This is a genomic window from Variovorax paradoxus (assembly GCF_009498455.1).
GTDB classification, from domain to species: domain Bacteria; phylum Pseudomonadota; class Gammaproteobacteria; order Burkholderiales; family Burkholderiaceae_C; genus Variovorax; species Variovorax paradoxus_H.
This window is the reverse complement of record NZ_CP045644.1, coordinates 1478791-1503744: the sequence shown is the minus strand read 5'-3', so window position 1 is coordinate 1503744 and position 24954 is coordinate 1478791. Positions and strand designations below refer to the sequence as shown.

Annotated in this window: 20 protein-coding genes and 1 pseudogene; 6 read left to right on the top strand and 15 right to left on the bottom strand. The window is 68.7% G+C overall.

Annotation, left to right across the window (positions count from 1 at the left end; translation table 11 throughout):
• Positions 1 to 32 precede the first annotated feature (32 nt).
• The 5 genes and pseudogenes from minE to GFK26_RS06715 all read right to left on the bottom strand — a co-directional run bounded on the left by minE (position 33) and on the right by GFK26_RS06715 (position 3975).
• Positions 33 to 305 carry a cell division topological specificity factor MinE gene (gene minE / locus GFK26_RS06735; protein ID WP_056574726.1) on the bottom strand — a complete coding sequence of 91 codons (273 nt, stop codon included), beginning with the start codon at positions 303 to 305 and terminating at the stop codon, positions 33 to 35.
• Positions 306 to 307: 2 nt separating this feature from the next.
• A complete protein-coding gene (minD, locus tag GFK26_RS06730) occupies positions 308 to 1123 on the bottom strand; it encodes a septum site-determining protein MinD (RefSeq protein WP_095747381.1) in 816 nt (271 codons plus the stop codon).
• Positions 1124 to 1191: 68 nt separating this feature from the next.
• A pseudogene (minC, locus tag GFK26_RS34550) lies at positions 1192 to 1967 on the bottom strand (septum site-determining protein MinC).
• Positions 1968 to 2098: 131 nt separating this feature from the next.
• The gene (locus GFK26_RS06720) at positions 2099 to 3385 is read right to left on the bottom strand and encodes a solute carrier family 23 protein (protein WP_153281320.1); all 1287 of its coding nucleotides are present in this window, start codon (positions 3383 to 3385) and stop codon (positions 2099 to 2101) included.
• Positions 3386 to 3552: 167 nt separating this feature from the next.
• Positions 3553 to 3975, bottom strand: a complete 423-nt coding sequence (locus GFK26_RS06715; RefSeq protein ID WP_153281319.1) for a hotdog fold thioesterase — start codon at positions 3973 to 3975, stop codon at positions 3553 to 3555.
• Between the two features lie 89 nt (positions 3976 to 4064).
• Between GFK26_RS06715 and GFK26_RS06710 the strand changes: the two genes are divergently transcribed.
• Positions 4065 to 5399: a hypothetical protein gene (locus GFK26_RS06710; protein WP_153281318.1), complete on the top strand. Its 1335-nt coding sequence runs from the start codon at positions 4065 to 4067 to the stop codon at positions 5397 to 5399.
• Positions 5400 to 5684: 285 nt separating this feature from the next.
• On the opposite strand, the gene GFK26_RS06705 is transcribed toward GFK26_RS06710, so the two are convergent.
• The 3 genes from GFK26_RS06705 to GFK26_RS06695 form a co-directional block, all read right to left on the bottom strand.
• Positions 5685 to 7073: a tripartite tricarboxylate transporter permease gene (locus tag GFK26_RS06705; protein WP_194274042.1), complete on the bottom strand. Its 1389-nt coding sequence runs from the start codon at positions 7071 to 7073 to the stop codon at positions 5685 to 5687.
• On the bottom strand, positions 7070 to 7522 hold the full coding sequence (locus GFK26_RS06700) for a hypothetical protein (RefSeq protein ID WP_153281317.1): 453 nt from the start codon (positions 7520 to 7522) through the stop codon (positions 7070 to 7072). Before GFK26_RS06700 ends, GFK26_RS06705 begins: the two co-directional genes overlap by 4 nt.
• Positions 7523 to 7617: 95 nt before the next feature.
• Positions 7618 to 8904: a hydroxymethylglutaryl-CoA reductase, degradative gene (locus tag GFK26_RS06695; protein ID WP_153281316.1), complete on the bottom strand. Its 1287-nt coding sequence runs from the start codon at positions 8902 to 8904 to the stop codon at positions 7618 to 7620.
• Positions 8905 to 9041: 137 nt separating this feature from the next.
• Here GFK26_RS06695 and GFK26_RS06690 point away from each other — a divergent pair, with 137 nt between their 5' ends.
• A complete protein-coding gene (locus tag GFK26_RS06690; RefSeq protein ID WP_194274041.1) occupies positions 9042 to 10430 on the top strand; it encodes a PLP-dependent aminotransferase family protein in 1389 nt (462 codons plus the stop codon).
• 1 nt (position 10431) lies between these two features.
• Here GFK26_RS06690 and GFK26_RS06685 read toward each other — a convergent pair whose 3' ends face one another.
• From GFK26_RS06685 to GFK26_RS06665, 5 genes are all read right to left on the bottom strand, one after another.
• The gene (locus GFK26_RS06685) at positions 10432 to 11217 is read right to left on the bottom strand and encodes a crotonase/enoyl-CoA hydratase family protein (protein ID WP_153281314.1); all 786 of its coding nucleotides are present in this window, start codon (positions 11215 to 11217) and stop codon (positions 10432 to 10434) included.
• An 83-nt stretch (positions 11218 to 11300) separates the two neighbouring features.
• Complete coding sequence (locus GFK26_RS06680) at positions 11301 to 13109, bottom strand: feruloyl-CoA synthase (RefSeq protein ID WP_153281313.1); 1809 nt, start codon at positions 13107 to 13109, stop codon at positions 11301 to 11303.
• 1 nt (position 13110) lies between these two features.
• The gene (locus tag GFK26_RS06675) at positions 13111 to 14058 is read right to left on the bottom strand and encodes a 3-hydroxyacyl-CoA dehydrogenase NAD-binding domain-containing protein (protein WP_153281312.1); all 948 of its coding nucleotides are present in this window, start codon (positions 14056 to 14058) and stop codon (positions 13111 to 13113) included.
• Entirely contained in the window at positions 14055 to 15263 is a 1209-nt protein-coding gene (locus tag GFK26_RS06670; RefSeq protein WP_153281311.1) for an ABC transporter substrate-binding protein, read from the bottom strand. Before GFK26_RS06670 ends, GFK26_RS06675 begins: the two co-directional genes overlap by 4 nt.
• A 34-nt stretch (positions 15264 to 15297) precedes the next feature.
• Positions 15298 to 16218 carry a 3-keto-5-aminohexanoate cleavage protein gene (locus GFK26_RS06665; protein WP_153281310.1) on the bottom strand — a complete coding sequence of 307 codons (921 nt, stop codon included), beginning with the start codon at positions 16216 to 16218 and terminating at the stop codon, positions 15298 to 15300.
• Positions 16219 to 16481: 263 nt separating this feature from the next.
• Between GFK26_RS06665 and GFK26_RS06660 the strand changes: the two genes are divergently transcribed.
• A complete protein-coding gene (locus GFK26_RS06660; RefSeq protein WP_153281309.1) occupies positions 16482 to 17192 on the top strand; it encodes a Crp/Fnr family transcriptional regulator in 711 nt (236 codons plus the stop codon).
• A gap of 140 nt (positions 17193 to 17332) precedes the next feature.
• Here GFK26_RS06660 and GFK26_RS06655 read toward each other — a convergent pair whose 3' ends face one another.
• Complete coding sequence (locus tag GFK26_RS06655; protein ID WP_153281308.1) at positions 17333 to 19135, bottom strand: NAD(P)/FAD-dependent oxidoreductase; 1803 nt, start codon at positions 19133 to 19135, stop codon at positions 17333 to 17335.
• Between the two features lie 382 nt (positions 19136 to 19517).
• On the opposite strand from GFK26_RS06655, the gene GFK26_RS06650 reads away from it, so the two are divergent.
• From GFK26_RS06650 to GFK26_RS06640, 3 genes are all read left to right on the top strand, one after another.
• The gene (locus GFK26_RS06650; protein WP_153281307.1) at positions 19518 to 20894 is read left to right on the top strand and encodes a hypothetical protein; all 1377 of its coding nucleotides are present in this window, start codon (positions 19518 to 19520) and stop codon (positions 20892 to 20894) included.
• A 136-nt stretch (positions 20895 to 21030) separates the two neighbouring features.
• The gene (locus tag GFK26_RS06645; RefSeq protein WP_322745834.1) at positions 21031 to 21678 is read left to right on the top strand and encodes a helix-turn-helix domain-containing protein; all 648 of its coding nucleotides are present in this window, start codon (positions 21031 to 21033) and stop codon (positions 21676 to 21678) included.
• The gene (locus GFK26_RS06640; RefSeq protein WP_153281306.1) at positions 21675 to 22889 is read left to right on the top strand and encodes a glycosyltransferase; all 1215 of its coding nucleotides are present in this window, start codon (positions 21675 to 21677) and stop codon (positions 22887 to 22889) included. The genes GFK26_RS06645 and GFK26_RS06640 overlap by 4 nt, the downstream gene beginning before the upstream one ends.
• Before the next feature lie 6 nt (positions 22890 to 22895).
• Here the strand turns inward: GFK26_RS06640 and GFK26_RS06635 are convergent, their stop codons facing one another.
• Positions 22896 to 24845, bottom strand: a complete 1950-nt coding sequence (locus GFK26_RS06635) for a sigma-54-dependent Fis family transcriptional regulator (protein ID WP_153281305.1) — start codon at positions 24843 to 24845, stop codon at positions 22896 to 22898.
• Positions 24846 to 24954 lie beyond the last annotated feature (109 nt).

The window sequence follows — 24954 nt, the reverse complement described above, 5'->3', positions numbered from 1 at the left end:
GAGGCTTCAGGGCGGCTGCCGGGTTCTGGCGCTCAGCGCGCCGGAACCGGATCGGGCAGTTCGATCTTGATGTCCAGCACTTCGAGGTTGTCCTGGGTTTCCAGGTGCACCTTGATGTCGTCGGCGTTGATCGACACGTACTTGGAAATCACTGCCACCAGCTCGCGCTGGAGCTCGGGCAGGTAATCGGGGCGCTTCTTGCCGCTGAGGCTGGAGCGCTCGTGAGCGAGGATGATCTGCAGGCGCTCCTTGGCGACGCTCGCAGTCTTCTTCTTCTCACCAAGCAGGAACGAAAGAAACGACATGCCTACTTGCTCCCGAAGATCCGTTTGAAGAAGCCGGGCTTCTCGGCGTCGACAAAGCGCATCGGCTTGTCTTCGCCAAGGAAGCGCGCGACCACGTCGCTGTACGCCTGGGCCACGTCGGTGTCCTTGTCGTGGATGGCGGGCACGCCCTGGTTGGAGGCGTGCAGCACGCTTTCCGACTCCGGGATCACGCCGATCAGCTTGATGCGCAGGATGTCCTGGATGTCTTCCAGCGAGAGCATCTGGCCGCCGGCCACCCGGTTCGGGTTGTAGCGGGTGATCAGCAGGTGTTCCTTGATCGGCTCGCCGCCGTCCTTGGCGCGCTTGGTCTTGCTGCTGAGCATGCCCAGGATGCGGTCCGAGTCGCGCACCGAAGAGACTTCGGGGTTGGTGACGATCAGCGCTTCGTCGGCGAAGTGCATGGCCATCATGGCGCCGGTCTCGATGCCCGCGGGCGAGTCGCAGATGATGTAGTCGAACTCCATGGCCGACAGGTCGTTCAGGATTTTCTCGACGCCTTCCTGCGACAGGGCTTCCTTGTCGCGCGTCTGCGAGGCGGCCAGCACGAACAGGTTGTCGCACTGCTTGTCCTTGATGAGCGCCTGGCTCAGGTTGGCCTCGCCCTGGATCACGTTGATCAGGTCGTACACCACACGGCGTTCGCAGCCCATGATCAGGTCGAGATTGCGCAGGCCCACGTCGAAGTCGATCACGGCCGTCTTCTTGCCGGCGAGCGCAAGGCCCGACGCGAAGCTGGCGCTCGTGGTCGTCTTGCCGACGCCGCCCTTGCCCGAGGTCACCACCACAATTTTGGCCATCGCCATTCCTTCTTGTTTCGATTCAGTTGTCGATTGATGCTCAGCGCTGCCGCGTTCCTGGTTTTTCATCAGGGAATCGCGTCGATCGCTATTTTTTTGCCGTCCAGGCGAACTTGGGCGGGCTTGCCCAGCACGGGCTCGGGCAGCGGCACTTCGTTCGTGCGATAGATGCCAGCAATGGCCACCAGCTGCGCTTCCATGCAGGTCGAGAAGATCCGCGCCTCGGTGTTCCCGCGCGCGCCGGCAATGGCCTTGCCGCGCAGCGGCGCGTACACATGCACGTTGCCGTCGGCGATCACTTCGGCGCCGAAGCTCACGATGGCCGTCACCACCACGTCGCCGCCACGCGCGTAGATCTGCTGGCCCGAGCGCAGCGGCTTGTCGATCAGCAGCGTGCCGTTGGCCGGCACCGGCAGCTCGCGCACGATCTGCGGAGCCTCGGAGGCCGCAGGCGCCTCGGCGGGCGGGGCCGGCGAGCGGGGCGCGGGGCCGAGGGCATGGCGGCCACCGACAGGCCGGCTTCACGCGCCGCGGCATGCTGCTCGGGGCTGCCGCCGCGCACGGCGATCGGCTGGGTCTGGTGGCGCGCCAGCAGGCTGCGCAGGGCGGCAAAGTCGATCTCGGGGGCGGGAGTGTCGGCCTCGGCCGCCAGCTCCTGCAGCATCGAGAGGTCGATCACCACCGGCTCCTGCTCGAAGAAGTCGGGCGAATCCGCCAACTGGGCGTCGAGCGCCTCGGCCAGCACGTCGAGGTCGGCTGTCTTGAGGATCACTGCGATCAGCGGCAGTGTGGCGCTCTTGAATTCGAAAACCGCCTTGGTACGAGCGGCGGAAACATCGGCCATTGGAAAACGTGTGTGAACGTCGGTGCGAAAAGCGTTGGAGTCTAACGGGCGCCGGCCAAAGCCCGATGGCCGGCGCCGTGTTCACTGACCCCGCACAACAGTTATTGCACGAGGTTTCACTTTGTCTGCCCTCAGGCGTTGCGCGAACGGCCCAGCAGTGCGTAAAGAATGATCGCCCCGAAAGTGGCGGTTCCGATGCCGCCCAGCGCGAAGTCGCCGAACTTCAGCGTGAAGTCGCCGGTGCCGATGATCAGCGTGATCGCGGCCACGATCAGGTTCTTGTTCTGCGAGAAATCGACCTTGTTGTCGACCCAGATCTTGGCGCCCGCAATGGCGATCAGGCCGAACACCACGATGCTCACGCCGCCCATCACCGGCAGCGGAATCGCCTGGATCAGCGCGCCGAACTTGGGGCTGAAGCCCAGCACCAGCGCAATCACCGCCGCCACCACGAACACCGCCGTCGAGTAGATGCGCGTGGCCGCCATCACGCCGATGTTCTCGGCGTAGGTGGTCACGCCCGTGCCGCCCGCGGCGCCGCTGATGACCGTGGCAATGCCGTCGCCGATGAAGGCGCGGCCCATGTACGGGTCGAGGTTGCGGCCCGTCATGGCCGTCACCGCCTTCAGGTGGCCGAGGTTTTCCGCCACCAGGATGATCGCCACGGGCGCAATCAGCAGCATCGCGTTGGTCGTGAACACCGGCGCCGTGAAGGTCGGCAGGCCGAACCAGGCCGCATTGGCGATGCCGCTCAGGTCGACCGGCTTGCCCATGCCAAGGATGTTGGTGAGCGCGGCGTACACCAGCGTGGCCAGGATCAGGCCGATGAGGATCAACAGGCGCTGCACCATGCCGCGCGTGAACATCGCCACCAGGCCCACGCACAGGAAGGTCACGGCCTGCATCCACGCGTCGAAGTTGGTGGGCGCCATGTTCTTGATGGGAATGCTGGCCAGGTTCAGCCCGATCACCGCCACCACGGCGCCCGTGACCACGGGCGGCATGAAGCGCTCGATCCAGCCCGTGCCCACCGCCTGCACGATGGCCCCGATCAGGATGTAGACCACCCCGCAGGCCACGATGCCGCCCAGCGCCACCGCGATGTTGGCGTTGGGCCCCTTGCCCGCATAGCCGCTGGCCGCGATCACCACGCCGATGAAGGCGAAGCTCGAGCCCAGGTAGCTGGGAACCTTGCCGCCGGTCACGAAGTAGAAGATGAGCGTGCCGATGCCGCTCATCAGGATCGCGATGTTGGGGTTGAAGCCCATCAGGATCGGCGCGAGCACCGTGGCGCCGAACATGGCGATCACGTGCTGAATGCCCATGGCGCCGGTTTGCAGCCACGGCAGCCGCTCGTCGGGCGCGATGACCGCGCCATTGGCCAGTGTGGACACCGGCTTTTCAGTCCAGTTGAACATGTGTTTTCTTCTCCTCGGTTGGTGTGTGTTGGGGGGTCGACGCGCTCCCTGGGGCGAGATTGTGGTCGATCCACCCCGTGCTGAACACGGGTTCCACCCGCAAGAGACGTACCAGCGGGAGAAAGAAAACGAGGAGAAGAAAAGGGCCCGGCAGGGCGCGCCCGCGCTCAGCGCGGCTGCAGCACCGCCATGGTGATGCGCGACACGCAGGTCAGCTCGCCCGCCTCGTTCGTCAGGTCGATCTGCCAGACCTGCGTGGTGCGCCCGCGGTGCACCGGGCGCGCCGTGCCGATGACCCAGCCGCTGGTGGCCGAGCGGATGTGGTTGGCGTTGATGTCCAGGCCCACGGCCCGGTCGCCTTCGGGGGCCGAGTAGTGCGCGCCGCAGGAGCCCAGCGTCTCGGCCAGCACCACCGACACGCCGCCGTGCAGGATGCCGTAGGGCTGGCGGGTGCGCTCGTCCACCGGTACGCGGGCGCGGATGAAGTCGTCGCCCACCTCCAGGAATTCGATGCCCAGGGCGGCCACGGCCGTGCCCACGTGGTTGGCGGCCAGCGATTCGACCGAGATGTCTTTCTTCCAGATACGCATGCGGGAGTCTCCGAGATACAGGGGGTGCGAGGGCACTATAGCGACGACGGCTGACAGGGACAGTCGCCTTTGCGTGCTACCTTGGCCCGATGACCTTCCCTTCGGTGCGACGCTGGCTCCTGGGCTCGGTGGCGGTGCTGCTGCTGGGCTTCGGCGCGCTGGTGCTCGTGGTGGCCGCGCGTCTGCCCGACGACGAGGAGGTGGCCGCCCGCATCGCCGCCGGCTTCTCGCAGCGCTACGGCGTCGACCTGAGCGTGGGCGGCGCCCACTGGTCGCTGTGGCCGGTGCCCGTGCTGGCGCTGTCCGAGCTGGCCACCGACCAGCCCCAGCCGATCACCCTGCGCCGCCTGAGCGTGCGGCTGCACCTGTGGCCGCTGCTGCTGCACCGCGTGGTGGCCATCGACGAGATCGAACTCGAAAGCCTGGTGCTGCCGCGCAACTCGGTGCGCGCTTTCCGAGGCAAGGGCCCCGCGCCGCAGGAGGGCGACCGCATCATGGTGCTGCCGGCGCCCTGGGCGCTGGCGCCCGTGCCGGTGGAGCGCGTGCGCTGGCGGGACGTGGTCTGGATCGACCGCCGCGAGATCGCGCTGGCCTACGACGGCGACGTGACCTTCGACGACAACTGGCGCCCCCGCAACCTGCGCCTGGAGCGCGCCGGCGCCGCGTCGCCCGTGCGACTGCGGCTGGACCGCGAGGGCGGTGAAGACCGCTGGCGCACCCGCATCGACGCCGGCGGCGGCACGTGGAACGGCGAATCGCGGCTCCAGGTGCTGCCCGAGGGGCGCGGCCTGCGCGTGTCGGCCGAACTCGACCCGCGGCAGGTCGACATCGAAGGGCTGGTGCAGGCCTTCGGGCGCCGCTCGGCGGTGGCCGGCAAGGTCTCGGGCCACACCTCGCTGGTGGCCGAGGCCCGCGAGGTGGGCGCGCTGATCCGCGGCCTGCACACCCGCACCACCTTCTCGGTGCAGCCTGCCACGCTGACCCGCCTCGACCTGGCCAAGGCCGTGACCACCGTCGGCATCAGCCGCGGCGGCACCACGGCGCTGGACGAGCTCACCGGCACGCTCGACACTCAGGGCACCGAAGACGGCATCGTGATGCGCTACACGAACCTCAAGGCGCGCTCGGGCGTGCTCACCGCGAGCGGCAACCTGCGACTCTTCAACCGCCAGATGACGGGCGAGATGGCGGTCGATCTGGTCGACGGCGTGGTCGGCGTGCCGCTCAAGATCAGCGGCAGCGTGGCCGAGCCCGAGGTGTCGATGACAGGCGGCGCGCTTGCGGGGGCGGCCGTTGGCAGTGCGGTGCTGCCGGGGGTGGGCACGGCGATTGGGGCGCGCGTGGGGCAGCAGGTGGAAAAGCTGTTCGGTGGGGACGAGCCTGCGAAGAAGAAGGCGCCGAAGCCGTCTGCGTCGCAGCGTTGACTGGCTCCCCGTCGTGTTCAGGGCGTGTGCGCAGGCCACCGGGTACTTCCCTCCGCGAATGTCCCCCGCCTTCGGCTCCTCCTTGATTTCGCTGCGGGAAGCACCCAGTGTCCTGCGCACACTGGGCGCTGTCGGTGTGCTGGCCCGATCAACGACCGCACTGAAGACGCTCACGTCGATGGGGTGCCTTGCGCAGCGAAATCAAGGGGGAGCCGAAGGCGGAGGACATTCGCGGAGCAAGGCTCCCCGTCGGCGGGAGCGTCGCCCTGAACGCCCGTCAACCGATCAAGAGAACGCCTTGATCACCGCAGGCACCGTTAACACCGCCGTGTAGTACCCCATGAACTGCACACCCGTGTTGAACCCGATCGCACGCGACAGCAGCCCACCGAGCAGGCCCATCGTCAGGATCACCAGCAGTCCGAGCAGTTGCCCTTCCCACACGCTGATCACCACGATCAGCCCGACGAAGGTCGCGATGATCGCTTCGTGGCTCACCTTGCGCGAGACGAACAGCGCCGCGCGGCGCGCGAAGTTCATCGTGAACGGGTAGGCCACCAGCGCGGCGAGCACCACGGCCAGCATGCCGTAGCCGAGGAACTCCCAGTGGTTCAGCAGGTTGTGCAGGTTGTGGGTCTGGCCCGTGGCCGAATCGATGGTGAAGACCGGTGGCGCATTGAACAGCGGCGCGGCCGGGCCGGCGGCCACGGGGCTCAGCGGCAGGCCGATGGCGATCAGCGGGATCAATGCTTCGGCGATGTAGGTGGCCTCGGTCACGCCATTGCGCGCGGCCAGCGTGGTGGTGAGGCGGTGGTACGCGTGCTTGATGCGCGAGCCGACCAGCTCGCCGAGCACCACTGTCATCGCGACCGGGCTGAACACGAAGGTGGCGCTGGAGATCGCGGCGGTCGCAAAGGTCCACTTCACCTGTGCGCGGTCGAGCACCTTGAACGGGTTCGGGAAGTAGCCCGTCCAGCCCTTCACGTCGGGTGCGAGCGAGAAGGTGCGGACCTTGTCGCGCTTCATGCGCGCACGCGCCGCCGGCGAGATCACCGAGAACAGGTCGGCCACAAGCGGCCCGATGGCAATGCCCAGGAAGTAGCTGATGCTGAGCTTCACGCCGTACTTGCCGGTGAGCGCCTGCAGCGCCACGATCACCATCACGAACGGCACCAGCGTGGCCACCGAGGCCCAGCGCCCGCTCGAGAAGTAGGCAATGGCCACGGCCGCGACCACGAAGATCCACGGCGCCGCCTTGGTGATGGCCGCGCCGTACGGCGCGAGCAGCACCGCGAACAGCACGGCCAGCGGCACCGCGATGAAGGCCGCGATGATCGCGCCCGACACCATCTTGCGCAACGCGATGTGCGGCACACCCAGGTTGCGCAGCACGTTCGCGTCCTGCAGCAGCGGCGTGGCCATGGTGTCGCCCGGAATGCCGAGCAGCGCGGTGGGCACCGCATGCGTCATGTGCTTGGCGACTGCGGCCGCGAGGAAGAAGGTGAACACGCCTTCGGGCGGCACGCCGAGCAGCACCACCAGCAGCGTGAGCGGTGCGAGCGTGGTGGTTTCGTCGGTGCCCGAGACGAGTCCGATGGCCGCGAACACGATGGCGCCGACAAGGCCCATGCCGGTGGCGACGAGGATCTGGTTGAGAAGGGCGGCGTCGATCACGAGGCGGCTCCTTCGGCGCTCTTTGCGCGGTGCTTGTACGACGCGAACAGGTCGTAGATTTCCAGTTCCTTCATCTCGCGCACCACCGACGGCGGCAGGTCGTCCACCGAGCCCAGGTCGCCGTGCTCGCCGGCCAGTTCGGCCAGCACTTCTTCGCGCCAGCGCGGATCGGGGTCGGTGCCTTCGACCACCTCACGCTTGGGCGCGAAGAGCTTCGCGCAGATCAGCCCCGAGACGACGCAGCCGCCGAGGCCTGCGAGCATCGCGTAGGCGCGCGCCAGTTCAGGCGTGCTCACGACGCTTGCAAGTACGCGGCTCGCGACGAGGTAGCCCGTGAGACTCACCGCGACGCCGATCACGATTGACCACGCGAGGTGGCCCAGGTCGGCCGTGTCGCCCCATATCTCCACCAGCCGCCAGCGGGCGTGCGTTGCACTGTCTGCGTTCATAAGTCGTGTGTCTCCGTCTGTGGTTGTGTGACAGCCGCGTGCGCAGCCGCCGCGGTGTCGGCCGCGGGCCGTTGTGCGGGCTCCTCCCGCGTTGCTTACTTTTTGCGCAGCGCGTCTAGCAGCGCCACGGCGCGGTCGGTGCGCACGTCGTGCTCCGCGGCCATCTGCTTGGCGATGTGGTCGATCTCGTCGCCGGTCGCGCCCGCGACGAGCGCGATGTTGCGGGCATGCAGCGCCATGTGGCCGCGCTGGATGCCTTCGGTGGCGAGCGCGCGCAGGGCGCCGAGGTTCTGCGCGAGGCCCACGGCCACCCCGACTTCGCCGAGTTCCTGCGCCGACTTCACATCGAGGATCTTCAGTGCGAGCCGCGCGAGCGGATGCGTCTTCGTGGCGCCGCCGACGAGGCCGACGGGCATCGGCATCTCGATGGTGCCGACGAGCGCGCCGCTCGTGTCCTTCTCCCACGTGGTCAGCGAGGAATAGCGCCCGCTGCGACAGGCGTATGCATGCGCGCCGGCTTCCACCGCGCGCCAGTCGTTGCCGGTCGCGACGATCACCGGATCGATGCCGTTCATGATGCCCTTGTTGTGCGTCGCCGCGCGGTAGGGGTCGATGGCCGCGAAGGTGTAGGCGTCGATCACGCCCTCGACCACTTCTTCGCCGCTGCGCTCGCGCGTGGCCAGCACAGAAGGTGCGAGCCGCACGCGCGCACGCGCCAGCCGCAGGTCCGCCAGGTTCGACAGGATGCGCAGGCGCACCGTGCCGCCCGTGAGCTGTTCGACCAGCGGCGACACCGCCTCCGCCATGGTATTGACCGTGTTCGCGCCCATCGCGTCGCGCACGTCGACGATGAGGTGCATCACCACCATCGCGCCGCGCGGCGTGTCGCCGAACACATGCACCTCGATGTCGCGGCAGCCGCCGCCCAGGCCGATCAGCACCTTGTCGCGGCTGTTCGCCACGGCCAGGATTTCTTCGCGCGCACGCAGCAATGCCAGCCGCGCGCCGTACGGGTCGGTGATGCCGATCACCTGCACCTGGGCGCGCATCAGCGGGCCGGTGCTCGACGCCTCGAAGCCGCCGCCTTCGCGCGCCAGCTTGGCCATGAACGAGGCGGCGGCAACCACCGAAGGTTCTTCGACCGCCATCGGCACGAGGTAGTCGCGCCCGTTCACGGTGAAGTTGCCGGCCACGCCCAGCGGCAGCTCGAAGGTGCCGATCACGTTCTCGACCATGCCGTTGGCGCGCTCCACGCTCAGCGCGCCGGGTTGGGCGAGCAGCGCCACTTCGTCGTCGGTGAGCGAGGCGGCCTGTGCGATGTGGGCCAGGCGTTGGGCGGGCGTGAGTGCGCGGAAATTGGGAATGCGGGAATCGGCGGCCATCGGTGCGTGTCTCTTCGGAAGGTGAATTCGGGAGCAGGCAATTTAGGCCGGCTGTACCGCCCGCGGAAGGCACAGTTTGGCGGGACAGTGCGGACAGTGGTGCGCCGCCATGGCCTGCTGTGTCACAGTCGAAGCCCATGACCACGATCGCCGATTCGCTCGCCGACACCCTCGCGCGCCAGATCGCGAGCGGCGCCTACAAGGCCGGCGACAAGTTGCCCTCGCTGCGCGAACTCGCACAGCTGCATGGCTATGCCAAGAACACCGTGGTGGCCGCCTTCGAGCTGCTGGTGTCGCGCGGCCTCGTCGAGCCGCGGCGCGGTTCGGGCTATTACGTGCTTGCGCAGGCCACGGCCATCCCCAAGCCCGCCGAAGAAGACGCCGGCAGCCTCGGCCGCGCGATGGACATCGTGTGGCTCATGCGCGAGCAGCTCAAGACGCAGCCCGATGCGGTCGCCGTGGGCGACGGCTTTCCGCCCGTCGAATGGCTCGCCGATGTGCGGCTGGACAAGTACCACCCGAAGGTCGTGCGCACGGGGCTCGGCGCGCTGTTCCGCTACGGCAGCCGCTTCGGCTATGCGCCGCTGCGCGACCACCTCGTGCGCAAGCTGGCCGACTTCGGCATCGGCGCCGAGCCGCGGCAGATCGTGCTCACGCACGGCGCCAACGAGGCGATGGACATCGTCATCCGCTACTTCGTGCCGCCCGGCGGCAAGGTGCTGGTGGACGACCCCGGCTACTACCCGCTGTTCGGCAAGCTCAAGCTCGCGGGCGCGCAGATGCTGGCCGTGCCGCGCCTGGCGGACGGGCCTGATCTGGACGTGCTCGAGCAGCTGCTCATCGCCGAACGGCCGCGCCTGTTCTTCACGCAGTCGCTCGCGCACAACCCCACGGGCTCCGACATCTCACCGGCCAAGGCCTTTCGCGTGCTGCAGCTGGCACAGAAGTACGACCTGCTGATCGTCGAGAACGATCCGCTGGCCGACTTCAAGCCCACGGCGCTGCCGCGCCTCTCGGCGCTCGACCAGCTCGAACGCACGATCTACATCGGCAGCTTCTCCAAGTCGTTCTCGGCCGCGCTGCGCGTGGGCTTCATCGCCTGCGGGGCCGACCTGGCGAGCGACCTCGCCGACCTGAAGGCGCTGATCCACGTGAGCAGCTCGGAGTACAGCGAGCGCACGGTCGATGTCATCCTGAGCGAGGGCCACTACCAGCGGCACCTCAAGCGGCTGCAGCAGCGGCTGGGCGAGGCCACGCGCGACGCGCTGAAGCTGTTCGACACGGTGGACGCCGAGGTCTTCGCGCGCAGCCCGCAGTCGCTCTACATCTGGGCCGCGCTGCCCGGCGTGGACGACTCGCTGGCCTTCGCGAAAGAGCTGCTGCCGCGCAAGATCGTGATGGCGCCGGGGCGCATCTTCAGCGTCGATTCGACGCAGGTCTCGCGCTGGTCGCGCTTCAATGTCGGCGCCATGGCCGACCCGCGCTTTGCGAAGGCGCTGCGCACCGCGCTGCGGCGCCGGTCCTGAATCAACTCTTGAAAGCGCCGTGCCGGCCCGCGCCGCCGGCAAAGCGCGCGGCCCCGGCTTCGCCTTCGGCCGCGACGATCGGCACGCCCTGCGCGCCTTCGCGGCGCAGTGCTTCGGCCAGCGGCAGATCCCATTGCTCAAAGGCGGAGCGGCGGTCGGCCAGCATGCATTGCTGAGGGAAGGCAGCGATCTGCCGTGCCAGTTCCTGTGCGGCGGCGAGCGCACCGCCCGGCGGCGTGGTGCGGTTCACCAGGCCCATCGCCAGCGCCTCGGCCGCGGAAACGGGACGGCCCGTGAGGATCAGGTCGAGCGCGCGTCCCATGCCGATGAGGCGCGGCAGCCGCACGGTGCCGCCGTCGATCAGCGGCACGCCCCAGCGGCGGCAGAACACGCCGAGCACCGCGTCGTCGTCGGCCACGCGCAGGTCGGCCAGCAGCGCGAGCTCGAGCCCGCCCGCGACCGCATAGCCGTTCACCGCCGCGATCAGCGGCTTGGACAGCGCCATGCGCGTCGGGCCCATCGGGCCGGCGCCGCCGCCCTCGGGGTCGAGCTCGTTGCGGCGCGCGGGGTCGCCGACCGCGCCCAGGTCGGCGCCCGCGCAGAAGTGGCCGCCCGCGCCTGTCAGCACGGCCACGCGCAGCGCGTCGTCGGCCTCGAAGCGCTCGAAGGCCGCGCGCAATGCGGCGGCGACCACGCCGTCCACGGCGTTGCGTTTGTCGGGCCGGTTCAGCGTGAGCGTGCAGACGGGGCCGTCCACGTCGAAGGTCACGCAGGGCGGGGTGGTCATGGGCGGTGTCTCCGGGAAGCTGAGGTGGCGGGGCGATCCGGCCATCGTAGAAAACAATCCCGGGTTCTCCAACCCCGCCGTGCTCAGATGGCGCGGATCACGTCCGTGTCGCCTTCGTCCGATGCATGCAGCCGCGCCACTTCGGTGGCACGTCGCATGAGCACCGCACGCTGGTTGATGTAGCCCTTGTCGGTGATCTCGCCCGCATCGAGGCTCGGCGGTTCGGCCAGCACCAGCGCGCAGGCCGGGCATTGCGACGAGCCCGCGCCCTCGTCGCGCAGGGCACGCAGCACCCCGGCGATGCGCGCGGCCAGTGCGTCGGGCGCGAGCGCCGCGCCTTGCGGGCTGGCGAACACCAGCATGCCGATCGCGTCGCGGTCGTGGCCCGTGAGCACGATGTCCTGGACATGCGGCGCCAGCAGCGACACCAGCTTCACGCGCAGCGTGCCCACCGACACCCAGGTGCCCGTCGAGAGCTTGAAGTCTTCCGCCACGCGGCCGTTGAAGATCACGCCCTGCGCGGGGTCGCCGGGGTTCGCCAGAAAGCCGGCGTCGCCGATGCGGTAGTAGCCCTCGGCGTCGAAGGCCTCGGCGGTCTCGCGCGGCGCGTCGCGGTAGCCGGGGAACACCGAGACGCCCTTGACGCGCATCTCCAGCTTCTCGCCGTTGGGCACGAACTTCAGCTCCAGCCCCGGCAACGGCGCGCCGATGCAGCCGGCGCCATCGAGCTTCCAGTGCGCGGAGGTGATGGCGGGCGAGGTCTCGGTCGCACCCCACGAGGTCGTGAGCCACAGCGGGCGCGTGGGGCGCACGCGCCGCGCCACCGCTTCGAGACGCTGCCAGGTTGAAGGCGCGAGCGCGGCGGCCGCGTAGAAGGCCAGGCGCAACCGCGAGAACACTTCGGTCGCGAGTGCGTCGTCGGCTTCGAGAAAAGGCAGCAGCATGTCGAAGCCGCGCGGCACGTTGAACAGCAGCGTGGGCTTCACCTCGCGCAGGTTGCGCACGGTCTTCTCGACGAGGCCAGGCGCGGGCCGGCCTTCGTCGATGTAGAGCGCGCCGCCATGGCACAGCACCATGTGCAGGTTATGGTTCGCGCCGAAGGTGTGGCTCCACGGCAGCCAGTCGACCAGCACCGGCTTCTCGTGCGCAAGGAAGCGCCACGTCTGCGCCATCATCTGCTGGTTGGCGCACAGCATGCGGTGCGTGTTGATCACCACCTTGGGCTTGCCGGTGGAGCCCGAGGTCAGCAGGTACTTGGCGTGCGTGTCGGGGCCGACGGCGGCGAATGCCTGCATGACGGCGGGCGTTTCCTTCGTCGCGAGCAATCGGTCGAAAGCCATCGCGCCGGGATGCGTGTCGGCGTTGCGGCTGAACACCGTGACCGCGTCGATGCCGCAGCCGGTAAGCGATGCGCCGTACACCTTCGCATCGGACGCGTAGACCAGCGCCGGCTGCAGCGCCTGCAGCATGCCGTGCAGCCGCGACGGGTCTTTCGCCATGCGCGAGTAGGCGCTCGACAGCGAACACGCCGTGCGGCCGATGTGCATCGTCGCGAGCATCAGCACCGCGTGGTCGATGGCGTTGTCCGAGAGGATCACGACCGGTTTGTTCGCTGGCAGGTTCAGGTCGAGCAGGCCCTGCGCCACCGCGCCGACGGCGGCGCGCAGCGCGCGGTAGTCGAGCTTGCGCCAGCCTTCGCCGGATTCGTCGCGCTCGGCAAAGGCCAGCGCATCGGGCGTCTCGCGCGCCCAGCGTTCGATCCATTCGCCGATGCAGCGTGCATACGGCTGCAGCGTCGTCGGCGAGCGCAGCACGAACGAGCCGTCGTCGAAGTCGATGCGCGTCGTGCGGGGCGGGGCGATCAGCGTGTCGTCGAGAAGAAAGTCGGTCATGTCAATCCAGCGTCCCCGTCTCGGCCTTGGCGCGAATCAGGTTCAACAGCAGGGTGTCGCGCGCAGCCTCGAGGTCGGCCGTGTGGCGCGTGCCGAGTTCTTCCGCCACGCCTTGCACCACCTGCTGCTTCAACGCGTCCGTCATCGACGGTGCGCCCAGGTCCTTCCACCAGTCTTCGATGGGCCCGCCCAGGTGCGCGAGCAAATGCGCGATGCCGCCCGCGCCGCCCGAGAGGTGCAGGTTCATGAACGGCCCCATCACGGCCCAGCGCAGGCCGGGGCCGTGCGCGATGGCGGTGTCGATGTCGGCCACGCTCGCCACGCCTTCGTTGACGAGGTGGAACGCCTCGCGCCACAGCGCAGCCTGCAGCCGGTTCGCGATGTGGCCTTTCACCTCGCGCTTCACGTGGATCGGCCGCTTGCCGATGGCGGCATAGAAAGCCATCGTGCGTGCGATGGCCTCGGCCGAGGTCTGTTCGCCGCCGATCACTTCGACCAGCGGAATCAGGTGCGGCGGGTTGAACGGATGGCCCAGCACCACGCGCTGCGGGTGCGCGCAGCCCGATTGCACGCCGCTGATCGCCAGGCCCGACGAGCTCGATGCGAGGATGGTGTCGGGCGGCGCCGCCGCGTCCATGCGGCGGAACAGGTCGATCTTGAAATCCATGCGCTCGGGGCCGTTCTCCTGCACGAAGTCGGCCACGGCCACCGCGTCTTCCAGGCTGTCGTGAAAGCGCAGGCGATCGACCGAGGCGCCCTCGGCGAGGCCGAAGCGTTCCAGCGTCGGCCAGTGCTGCGCCACGGCGGCGCGCAGCCGGTCTTCGGCGAAGGGCGAGGGGTCGGTCGCGTTCACGTCGAGCCCTTGCGCGAGGAAGTACGCGGCCCAGCTCGCGCCGATCACGCCGGTGCCGACGACGGCGACGCGCTTCACATTGGTGGTGGGGTTCATGCTTGTTTCCACCGCGCGCAGCGGCTCTCGGTCCGGGTGGTCCATGCGGCTTCGCCGGGGATGTTCTCGATCACCTTGTAATAGTCCCACGGCTCCTTCGACTCGGCCGGCGTCTTCACCTGCATGAGGTGCATGTCGTGCACCATGAGGCCGTCGTCGCGCAGCCAGCCGCCCTTGACGAACATGTCGTTGAACTTCGTCTTGCGCAGCTGCGCCATCACCTTGTCGGCGTCGTCGCTGCCTGCCGCCTTCACGGCCTGCAGGTACTGCAGCGTGGCCGAGTAGTCGCCGGCATGGAAAGAAGAAGGCATGCGCTTGTGCTTGTCGAAGAAGCGGCGCGCCCAGGCGCGCGACTCGGGGCTCTGGTTCCAGTACCAGCTGTCGGTGAGGTACATGCCTTGCGAGGCCTTCAGGCCCAGCGCGTGCACGTCGTTGATGGTGATGATCATGCCGGCGAGTTTCATGTTCTTGCTGAGGCCGAACTCCGCCGCCGACTTGATCGCGTTCACCGTGTCGCCGCCCGCATTGGCCAATGCCAGCACCTGCGCTTTCGAGCTTTGCGCCTGCAGCATGAACGACGAGAAGTCGCTCGCACCCAGCGGATGCTTTACCGAGCCTGCCACCGTGCCGCCGCTGGCCTGCACGGTCTTGGTGGCGTCGCTTTGCAGCGCGGCGCCGAAGGCGTAGTCGGCCGCCACGAAGTACCAGCTCTTGCCGCCGGCCTTGACCACTGCGCTCGCGGTGCCGCGTGCCATCGCCACCGTGTCGTAGGCGTAGTGCACGGTGTAGGGCGAGCAGTACTCGTTGGTGAGGCTCGACGCGCCCGAGCCCACCACGAAGTACGGCTTCTTCTTGTCGGCCGCCACGCCGGCCATGGCAATGGCCGCGCCCGAGTTGACGCCGCCGATCAGCATGTCGACCTTGGTCACGTCGAACCATTCGCGCGCCTTGGCGGCGGCGATGTCGGGCTTGTTCTGGTGGTCGGCCGTGACCAGCTCGATCTTCCTGCCGTCGATGGCGCCGCCCATGTCGGCGATGGCCATGCGGATCGCCTCGGCGCCGGCGGGGCCGTCGTAGTCGCGGTAGATGCCCGACATGTCGCTGATGAAGCCGATGCGGATGGTGTCGTCGGACACCTGGGCGAAGGCGCCCGATGCAAAGAGGGCGCCGAGCGCGAGGGCCAGTGCGGTGCGTGAAGTGTTCATGTGTCGTGTCTCCGTTCGTTGTCGTTGTCTGTCTTCAACCGAGTGCGAACTCGGGCCGCGGGCCACCCACGCGCGGCAGGCCCATGATCTGCCGCGCCTCGGCCGGCGTGGCCACTTCCATGTCGAGTTCGCGGATCACGCGCACGATGCGCTCGGTGAGCTGCACGTTGGTGGCCAGCTCGCCGTGGCGGAAGTAGAGGTTGTCTTCCAGCCCCACGCGCGCATGGCCGCCCAGCAGCAGCGCCGCCACGTTGGCTTCGAGCTGCGACATGCCGATGCCGCTCACGCCGAAGATGGCGCCCCGGGGCAGCGTGTCGACCATCATCTGCAGGTTGCGCGGCGAGTACGGCATCGCGTTCTGGAAGTTGCGGTGCACGTTCATCACCAGGTTGATGAAGTAGGGCGCGTCGTCATGGCCTTCCTCGATCAGCGTGGTCGTGTCCTGCAGGATGTGCGTGGGGCTGAACACCTCCCACTCGGGCTTGATGCCGCGCGCCTTCATGCCGGCCGCGAGTTCGCGTCCGCGCGTGATCGGCGTGTCCATGAGGATCTGCTTGCCCTCGAAGCTCAGGTTGAGCGTGGTGGCGTCGAGCGTGCACATCTCGGCGCCGGCGTCCATGCCCTTGATGCGTTCTTCCCACGCAATCTCCCAGCGATCGCCGGCCAGCGGCTTCACCATGTCGCCGTGCACGCCGCCGCCGGTGGAGTTGTTGAGCACGATGTCGCAGCCGGCCGCGCGGATGCGGCTGTTGATGTCGCGGTACACCTCGGCATTGCAGGTGGCGCCGTCGTCGGGGCGGCGCGCGTGGATGGCCGCCACGCTGGCGCCGGCGTTCCAGCAGCGCAGCACGTCGGCGGCAATCTCGGCGGGCTGGGTGGGAAGGTGGGGGTTCTGCGACTTGTGCGCCATGCCGCCGGTGGGGGCGATGGTCACGATCACTTTGCGCTTCGACATGCTCGGGAACTCCTGGTGTCTTTCATGGGGGCGCGCCATTATTTTTTGGCGTGCGTTTGGACTCAGTCATCGCGACGACATTCGGGGGCAGGGTTTACGCGGCGCAGGCGCTAAAGTTGCCCTTTGCACCTCCTGCGCACCCAGGTTCACGCCATGAAACTACTGCCTCTCGTGTGGGTCGCCGATCGCAAGAAGAAGCTGCACGAGGCGCAGGCCGGGCTGCAGCAGCGCAAGGCCGCGCAGTAACAAGCAAAGAAGACCGCATGCCCCCGACGAAGCCGCCGATTTCCGCAGCCTCCCTGACCATTCCCCAGCTGCTGCAAGGCTCGGCCTGGTTCCCGCTGCTCGACGTGGGCGCGGGCGAGCGCGTGCTCGACGAGATGCGCGAGGTCGAGGTGGCGGCCGGCGCCGCGCTGTGCCGGCGCGGCGACACGCCGCTGCACTGGTACGGCACGCTCGAAGGTCTGCTCAAGTGGTCGATCACGTCCAGCGACGGCCGCTCGGTCACGCTGGGCGGGCTGTCGGTGGGCAGCTGGTTCGGCGAAGGCACGCTGCTGCGCGCCGTGCCACGCTCGGCCGACATCATCGCGCTGCGCCCCAGCCGCGTGGCGCAGCTGCCGCTGGAGACCTTCGAGTGGCTGCACCGCACGCAGCGCGGCTTCGATCACTTTTTGCTGCAGCAGATCAACGAGCGGCTGCACTGGTTCATGGGCAGCTACGCCGCGCACCGCCTGCTCGACGCCGACAGCCAGGTGGCGCGCGCGCTGGCCGGCCTGTTCCACCCGTGGCTGCATCCGGGCAGCGAGCCGCACCTGCAGACCTCGCAGGAAGAGATCGCGAATCTGTCGGGTGTGTCGCGGCAGCGCTGCAATGCGGCGCTGAACCGGTTGAAGGAGGCGGGGTTCCTGCACATCGAGTACGGCGGGATCACGGTGACCGATCTCGAAGGACTGCGGCGCTTCATCCAGGAGTGAGTGAATTACTCCCTCTCCCCTTGGGGAGAGGGTTGGGGTGAGGGTGGCGGCCTTGGATCAAGCGCCGCGCCTCATCGATCGCACCTGCCCTCACCCTAGCCCTCTCCCGCAAGCGGGAGAGGGGACAACACGATGCCCGCTCAGCGCTTGTGGTGCGATGCCGCCAGCTCGTACACCGGCGTATCAATCCCTTCCATGCGCGCCTTCAGCTGCAGCGCCAGAAACTGCGAGTAGTGGCGCGACTGGTGCAGGTTGCCGCCGTGGAACCACAGGTTCTCGACCTGCGTCGGCTTCCACATGTTGCGCAGTTCGCCTTCCCACGGACCCGGGTCCTTCGGCGTGTCGGAGCCCAGGCCCCAGCACTTGCCGACCTTGTCGGCGATCTCGGGCGAGATCAGGTCGGCGAGCCAGCCGTTCATCGAGCCGTAGCCTGTGGCATACACCAGCAGGTCGGCCGGCAGCTCGGTGCCGTCGGTGAGCGTGACCGAGCGCGCATTCACGCGCTCGATGTTCACGCCGCTCTTCAGGTGGATGCTGCCGTTGGCCACCAGCTCCGAGGCGCCCACGTCGATGTAGTAGCCCGAGCCGCGCCGCAGGTACTTCATGAACAGGCCCGAACCGTCCACGCCGAAGTCGAGCAGGAAGCCGGCCTTCTCCAGCCGCGCGTACAGGTCGGCATCGCGCTTCTTCATCTCCTCGTACACCGGGATGTGGAAGGTGTGCATGATCTTGTAGGGCACCGACGCGAAGATCAGGTCGCCCTTGTGGTGGTCGATGCCGTTCTTGAGCGCCTGCTCGGAGTACAGGCCTCCCAGCGCCAGCTCCATGAGCGACTGCGAGGGCGCGATGTGCGTGGACGAGCGCTGCACCATCGTCACGTCGGCGCCGTGCTCCCACAGCGCCGCGCAGATGTCGTGCGCCGAATTGTTCGAGCCCAGCACCACGCACTTCTTGCCGGCATAGGCCTCGGGCCCCGGGTGCTGGCTGGAGTGGTGCTGGTCGCCCAGGAAGTTCTCGGCGCCCGCGACCTTCGGCACGTTCGGGTAGCCCGACACGCCGAGCGCGAACACCAGCTGCTTCGGGCGCAGCGTCACGGGCTTGCCTTCGCGCTCCACCTGCACTTCCCAGCGCTGCGTGGCCTCGTCGAAGCGCGCCTTGGTCGCGTTCGTGGAGCTCCAGTAGTTGAGCTCCATGATCTTCGTGTACATCTCGAGCCAGTCGCCGATCTTGTCCTTGGGCGCGAACACCGGCCAGTCGTCGGGGAAGGGCATGTAGGGCAGGTGGTCGTACCAGACCGGGTCGTGCAGGCACAGCGACTTGTAGCGCTTTCGCCAGGAGTCGCCGGCCTTGGCATTGCGCTCCACGATGATCGTCGGCACGCCCAGCCGGCGCAGCCGCGCCCCCAGCGCGATGCCGCCCTGGCCGCCGCCGATGATCACGACCTCGGGCTGCTCGGTGTAGCCCAGCGCAGCCTCTTCGTCGCGGCGCTTCTCGAGCCAGTTCTTGCGGCCCTTGTGCACGCCGTGCTCGGCGCCCTTGATGCGGTTCTCGCCCGTCTTTTCCTCGAAGCCTTTCAGCTCGGTCATGGTGGTGAGCAGCGTCCAGGCCTTGCCGTCGCGAAGACGTACATGGCCGCGCCCGCGTGCCACGCGCGTCTCGAAGGTGAACCATGCATCGACCACGCCCTCCGCCTCGGTCGCGTCGCCTTCGAGCGCAAAGGCCGTGGGCTGCGTGTCGGCCAGGCGCGCCTGCAGCATCGCGCGGATGGCGCCGGGGCCTTCCTGCGTGCGCAGGTTCCAGGTGAAGGCGACGAGGTCGCGCCAGTAGCTGTCGGCCTCGAACCGCGAGACGGCCGCATCGATGTCGCCGCGTGCGAGCGCGGCGGCGAAGTCGGCCAGCCATTGGGCGGCGGCCCGGGTGGGGCCGGTGGTCGGGTCTGTCATTGCATGTCTCCGTTGTGTCGTTGAACGAATCGCGGCGCGGCAAGGCGCACGCAGGGTTCGTGGCGCAGCTTTCGTGCCGTGCGGGAGGCGACGAAGAATCAAGGGGTTGGCGGAGGGTTTGTCGCAATGGACGGGTGCGTCGCATGCGCCGTGCGACGCACCTGCGACGCCGTTGCGACGGCCCGGCGATCCCAGTGAACAGAAGAAGAAAACTTTTGAATTAACTTTTCTGTGCCGGTGTCCGCCGCGCCGCGAAAGCTGTGGTGCAGCGACCACTCCCGCGTGAACTTTTGGTTATGAATCCAAAGCTTTCGATACATTCGTGAAGCCTTTCGGCGCCGCCGGGAGCGCACAAAAAATCCATACAAAGGACGAGGGACACATGAGGGAAAACATCAGAACCGCGCTTGCCGCGGCAGTGGTCTTGGGACTGGCCGGATGCGGCGGTGGAGGAGGAGGAGGCGGTGGCGGCGGGTTGCCGATCGGATTCGTTCCGGCGCCCGCACCCACGCCGCCCCCGGCGGCAGAGCTGAAGCTCACCGTCGAAATCGCAGGCAGCGTGGCCACCCCCGACGGCGCGGGCACGTACAGCGTGCGGCCGGGCCAGGAAGTGGTGGTCAAGGCGAGCGACAGCGTCGGCTGGGCCGCCAGCGGTGGCGGCGGCACGGCCACCCTCACCAACGACGTCGACACCGGCGCCACGCAGTGGGTCTCGCGCTTCGCGAACAGCAGCAAGACGGACGCCGCCAGCTACAAACTCGAAGCCTCCGCCTCGGAAGGCCGCACGAAGCAGGTGAACTTCGCGGTCCAGACCGGCAGCTACGACAACGGCGACTACATGGTGTTCGCCGCCAACGGCTCGCGCCAGAAGCTGCACATCGACTTCGATGCGAAGACCTACGACGTGACCGATGCGGCAGGCGACAAGACCTCGGGCACCTTCGGTGCGAACGGCACCGGCTGGGTCTTTTCCAACAGCCGCGTTCCCGGCATTCCCAACAATGCGACCTTCCTGCCACTGAAGGACAGCTTCGCCGGCGGGTTCCCGTTCGCCGTGCCCTTCTCGTCACCGGTGACCTACAAGAATGCGCCGTTCATCGCGACGCGCGCCTTCGTCACCACGCAGGCCAAGCTGGACGGCACGTACGACCGCGCACGCGTCGAGTACACGAGCGCAGACCGCAACTCCGCGACCGCACAGATCCGGATTTCCGATGGTGGCACGGTGATGAAGCAGTGCGTCGACCAGAAGATCTATCGCATCGAGAACTGCCCGAGCGGCAGCGTGGTGACCTCGGTGGTCGCGGCCGACACGGAAGCCGGTCTGTGGACGCTGAAGGACGCCAGTGGCGCGGTCATCGGCAAGTTCGGCATCGCCATGGTGGAAGGCGAAAAGATCTACCTGAGCGCCGGCACCTCGACAGCCTTGGCCAACCAGGTGATGGCCATCGGTGTGCCCGCCGCCGCGACCTATGCGAACTTCAACGCCTCGGGTTGGGCCACGGACGGGGACATCAATCTCTCGACCGTGTCGACCGGGCTGTATTCGCTGACGGCGCCCGCTGGGCCGGTGATCACCAAGTCGTTGACGTTGAGCATCATCGCCGACACCCCTGACGGCATGCGGATGGCCTTCGATCGTGCGGATGCATCGCATCAGTATTTCGCCATGCGTTCGACCAAGCTCGATGTTCTGATCGGCAACCGGGGTCCTTCGTCGCCGACGCGCGGCTACCTGCACATCGGCGTGGTCCAGTAACCCCACGCTGACCTCCAAAGCCCGCGCGCCGAGACCGGCGCCGCGGGCTTTTTCATGGGCGACGGAAAAAGCTGGCGCATGAAAATTTGAACGACGTATAAAATTACACGACGTTCAAATTCAAGGGCCACGAACCGTGATCGAACCAGACCCCCCAGGCCGCCGCGAGCGCCGCCGCACCCAGACGCTCGACCACGTCGCGTCCACCGCCATGCGCCTGTTCGAAGCCCAGGGCTACGACGCGACCACCATGGAGCAGATCGCGCAGCAGTCCGACGTGGCCAAGGGCACGCTCTACAACCACTTTCCGACCAAGGAGGCGATCCTGGCGCACTGGGTGCACCTCGAGCTCGTGGTCGATGCGCAGCGCCTGCACGCGTCGATCGACCCGAAGGCGGGTTTCACGGTGCAGCTCACCGGCCTGCTCGATGCCTCGGCCGAATGGTCCGAGCGCTACCGGGCCTACCTGCTCGACTATTTCCGCTTTCGTTTTCTCAACATCGAGAGCGAACTCGGCGGCGGTGGCGACCGCAGCACGCCGCGCGACCTGTCGGGGCTGTTCGAGGCGCTCATCGCCGCCGCCCAGCAGGCCGGCACATTGCGCACCGACGTGTCGGCCGCGCACCTCGCAAGCCTGCTGCATCACCTGTACTTCGGCGCGCTGATGCGCTGGCTCACGCTGCCCGGCCTCGTGCTGCGCGACGAGTTCGCCGTGGTCGTCGACCTCTTCGTCGGCGGCGCGCGCGCAGCCCCCAAACCCGTCGCAAGGAGGCGCGCCTCATGAAGATCGCCGTGCTCACCTACGGCACCGAGGGCGACGCGCGCCCGCTCGCCGCGCTGTGCCGCGCGCTCGACGACGCGGGCCATGCGTCGGTGCTGCTGGCGGACGCGACCACGCTCGGCGCGGCCGAACGGCTCGGCGTGCGTTCGCAGGCGCTGGCCGGCGACATCCGGCAGGCGCTCGGCGGTGTCATCGCGCAGGGCGACAAGCCGGCCGCCGCCGCCAAGGCACTGGCAGACATCGCCAATGCCAACGCCACGCCCTGGCTGCGCCAGACCGTCGAGACCGCGCAGGGCTGCGACGCGGTCGTCTGCGCGGGGCTCGCGGCCTTCGTGGGCCTGTCGGCGGCCGAGGCGCTCGGCGTGCCCGCCATCGGCGCGGGCATGTTCCCGCTCACGCCGACGGCCGCGTTCGCCTCGCCCTTTTTGCCGCCCGCCCGCGTGCCGCGCTTCCTGAACCGCGCGAGCCACCACCTCGTCAACGGGCTGCTCTGGCGTGCCTTCCGGCCGGCGGTGAATGCCGCGCGCGCCGAGGTCTGCGGCCTGCCGCCGCGGCGACGCCTGTGGACCACGCATCCCGCGCTTTATGGCTACTCGCCGAGCCTGCTGCCGCGCCCCACCGACTGGCCCGCCAATGCGTCGGTGTGCGGCCAGTGGCTCGCGCCCGCGCCCGACTGGGAGCCGCCGGCGGCGCTGCGCGACTTTCTCGCGGCTGGCGAAGCGCCCGTCTACATCGGCTTCGGCAGCATGACGGGCTTCGACAAGGCGCGGCTGCTCGCGGCCCTCGTCGACGGCGTGGCCGGCCGGCGCGCGGTGCTGCATCCCGGATGGAGCGGTCTCGATGTGCAGCAGCTGCCGCCGAACTTCCACGCCATCGGCGACACGCCGCACGACTGGCTGTTTCCGCAGATGGCGCTGGTGGTGCACCACGGCGGCTCGGGCACCAGCCACTCGGCCGCACGCGCCGGCGTGCCCTCGGTGGTCGTGCCGTTCGCGGGCGACCAGGCGTTCTGGGCGCACCACCTCGCGCAGGCGGGCGTGGCACCGCCCGCAGTGGCGGGTGCCCGGTTCGGCGCCGACGACCTGGCGCGCGGCATCGCATTCGCGCACGACCCGCAGGTGCGCGCGCGGGCCAAGGCATTGGGCGAACACATGCGCGCGGAAGACGGCCTGGGCACGGCCGTGCGCGCGATCGAGCAGATCCTGAGGCGTTGAAGCTGATCAGCCGCGCTGCGGCGCCACGATGCCGAAGCGCTTCATGTGCCGGTACGCGGTGGCGCGGCTGATGCCGAGCGCCTGAGCGGCCCGCGCCACATGCCAGCGGTGGCGCTGCAATGCGTCGAGCAGGCGCGTGGCGTCGGCGGCGCTGTCTTCGTCTACAGGTGCGGGCACGGCCTCGCGGTGGTCGAGCGACGGCCGATGCGGCGCCAGGCGCAGTTCCTCGGGCGTGATGCTCGCACCCGTGCAGAGCGCCAGCGCCAGCCGCAGCACATTGCGCAACTCGCGCAGGTTGCCCGGCCAGTCATGCGCCATCAGCCGCAGCATCGCGGCCTCCGACAGCCGCGCGGTCGAACCCATCGCCGCCGCTTCTTCGCGGAACATCGCTTCGATCAGGTACCGCCTGTCGCGCCGCGCGCGCAGCGGCGGCAGCTTCAGCACCGCGCCGCACAGCCGGTAGTACAGGTCCTCGCGAAAGCGCCCGGCTGCGACCAGCGCCGACAGGTCGCGGTGCGTGGCCGCCACCACGGCAAGGTCCACGCGCTGCGGCGACTCGGCGCCCAGCGGCAGCACCTCGCCTTCGGACAGCACGCGCAGCAGCCGCGTCTGCAGCGCCATCGGCATGTCGCCGATCTCGTCGAGAAACAGCGTGCCGCGGTCGGCCTGCGCGATCAGCCCCTTCATGCCCTTGGCGCGTCCGCCCGTGAAGCTGCCGGGCGTGTAGCCGAAGAGCTCGCTCTCGATCAGCGAATCGGGAATGGCCGCGCAGTTCACCGCCACGAAGGGCAATGCCGCGCGCCGGCTCGCGCCGTGCAGCGCGCGCGCCAGCACCTCCTTGCCGCTGCCGGTCTCGCCCTCGACCAGCACGTGGATGCCGCGGTCCACCAGGCGGTGCGCCTGCGCGATCAGCTGCTGCATCGCAGGATCGTCCTCGCCCGCGATGCGCTCGAGCGGCGGCAAACGGTCCGAAGGCTGGGGCGCCGGCGATGCGGGCGCAGTGACTGGCGAGCGCCGCAGGCGTGGCGCGATCAGCGAGGCGTGGTATTCGCCGCCGCCGGGCAGCAGCACCGTGTGCGCAAACGGCAGCGCCGACGCGCCGCCATTGCCCAGGCGCCAGATCGCGTCCATCGGCAGGTGCAGCAGCTCCGACACCGCACCGCCCAGCAGGGGCTGCCGAAGCCCCGAGAAGACCTCGCGCGCGCCGCCGTTGGCGCCCACCAGCGTGCCGCCATCGTCGAAGGCCAGCATCACTTCGCCCGCCACGTCGACCAGTCCGAAGGCACTGCCCAGCCGCAGGATCCAGTGGCCGCGAAAGTGCCGCAGAAAGTCGGCGTCCTCGATCATCCGCGCGTACATCGACACGAGGTGCCGCACCAGGTGCTGGCTCTCGCGCGCCTCGGGCGAGCGCAGGGCCGACACATCGAGGATGGCCGTGAGCTTGCCGCTGTGGTCGAACAGCGGCGCCGTCGTGCAGGTGAGCGCGATGTGCGTCGCGTCGAAGTGCTCGGTCTGGTGGCAGGTCATCGGCTGGCGCTCGACGAGGCAGGTGCCCACGCCGCAGGTGCCGGCGTGCGCCTCGTTCCAGTCGGCGCCCAGGTACAGGCCGGCGCGGCGCAGCTGGTCGTCCCAGGCCGGGTTGCCGATGTAGTCGACCGTGATGCCCTCGGCATCGGTCAGCAGCACCATGTAGCCCAGCTCGGCCACGCGGCGGTAGATGTCTTCCATGCCCGCCCGCGCCGCGCGCAAAAAATGTTCGAGCTGCTGCTGGTGCACGCGCACCTCCTGCGCCGGCAGGATGCGCGCGGGCGTCGGCCGCGACGGATCGAGCCCGTGGTCGCGCACGCAGCGCGCCCACGACTTGTGCACCAGGCTCGCCGCCGGATCGGCCAGCAGCGCCGTGCCGGTGGCGATCGAATAGACGTTGTCGATGTGGCGCGATTGCAGGGACGTCATGCGCAGCCTCGTGCGTGGGTGGGCGCGGCCGTGCGGGGCTGCGCAGCCGCACATGATTCGGCTGTCGCACTGTCGCAGGACAGAGGTGAAACCCGGTGGAACGGACGTG

Bases quoted from the DNA above. Each gene is read 5' to 3' on its own strand.
- minE (WP_056574726.1), bottom strand. From the start codon at position 305: ATGTCGTTTCTTTCGTTCCTGCTTGGTGAGAAGAAGAAGACTGCGAGC.
- minD (WP_095747381.1), bottom strand. From the start codon at position 1,123: ATGGCCAAAATTGTGGTGGTGACCTCGGGCAAGGGCGGCGTCGGCAAG.
- GFK26_RS06720 (WP_153281320.1), bottom strand. From the start codon at position 3,385: ATGTTCAACTGGACTGAAAAGCCGGTGTCCACACTGGCCAATGGCGCG.
- GFK26_RS06715 (WP_153281319.1), bottom strand. From the start codon at position 3,975: ATGCGTATCTGGAAGAAAGACATCTCGGTCGAATCGCTGGCCGCCAAC.
- GFK26_RS06710 (WP_153281318.1), top strand. From the start codon at position 4,065: ATGACCTTCCCTTCGGTGCGACGCTGGCTCCTGGGCTCGGTGGCGGTG.
- GFK26_RS06700 (WP_153281317.1), bottom strand. From the start codon at position 7,522: ATGAACGCAGACAGTGCAACGCACGCCCGCTGGCGGCTGGTGGAGATA.
- GFK26_RS06695 (WP_153281316.1), bottom strand. From the start codon at position 8,904: ATGGCCGCCGATTCCCGCATTCCCAATTTCCGCGCACTCACGCCCGCC.
- GFK26_RS06690 (WP_194274041.1), top strand. From the start codon at position 9,042: ATGACCACGATCGCCGATTCGCTCGCCGACACCCTCGCGCGCCAGATC.
- GFK26_RS06685 (WP_153281314.1), bottom strand. From the start codon at position 11,217: ATGACCACCCCGCCCTGCGTGACCTTCGACGTGGACGGCCCCGTCTGC.
- GFK26_RS06680 (WP_153281313.1), bottom strand. From the start codon at position 13,109: ATGACCGACTTTCTTCTCGACGACACGCTGATCGCCCCGCCCCGCACG.
- GFK26_RS06675 (WP_153281312.1), bottom strand. From the start codon at position 14,058: ATGAACCCCACCACCAATGTGAAGCGCGTCGCCGTCGTCGGCACCGGC.
- GFK26_RS06670 (WP_153281311.1), bottom strand. From the start codon at position 15,263: ATGAACACTTCACGCACCGCACTGGCCCTCGCGCTCGGCGCCCTCTTT.
- GFK26_RS06665 (WP_153281310.1), bottom strand. From the start codon at position 16,218: ATGTCGAAGCGCAAAGTGATCGTGACCATCGCCCCCACCGGCGGCATG.
- GFK26_RS06660 (WP_153281309.1), top strand. From the start codon at position 16,482: ATGCCCCCGACGAAGCCGCCGATTTCCGCAGCCTCCCTGACCATTCCC.
- GFK26_RS06655 (WP_153281308.1), bottom strand. From the start codon at position 19,135: ATGACAGACCCGACCACCGGCCCCACCCGGGCCGCCGCCCAATGGCTG.
- GFK26_RS06650 (WP_153281307.1), top strand. From the start codon at position 19,518: ATGAGGGAAAACATCAGAACCGCGCTTGCCGCGGCAGTGGTCTTGGGA.
- GFK26_RS06640 (WP_153281306.1), top strand. From the start codon at position 21,675: ATGAAGATCGCCGTGCTCACCTACGGCACCGAGGGCGACGCGCGCCCG.
- GFK26_RS06635 (WP_153281305.1), bottom strand. From the start codon at position 24,845: ATGACGTCCCTGCAATCGCGCCACATCGACAACGTCTATTCGATCGCC.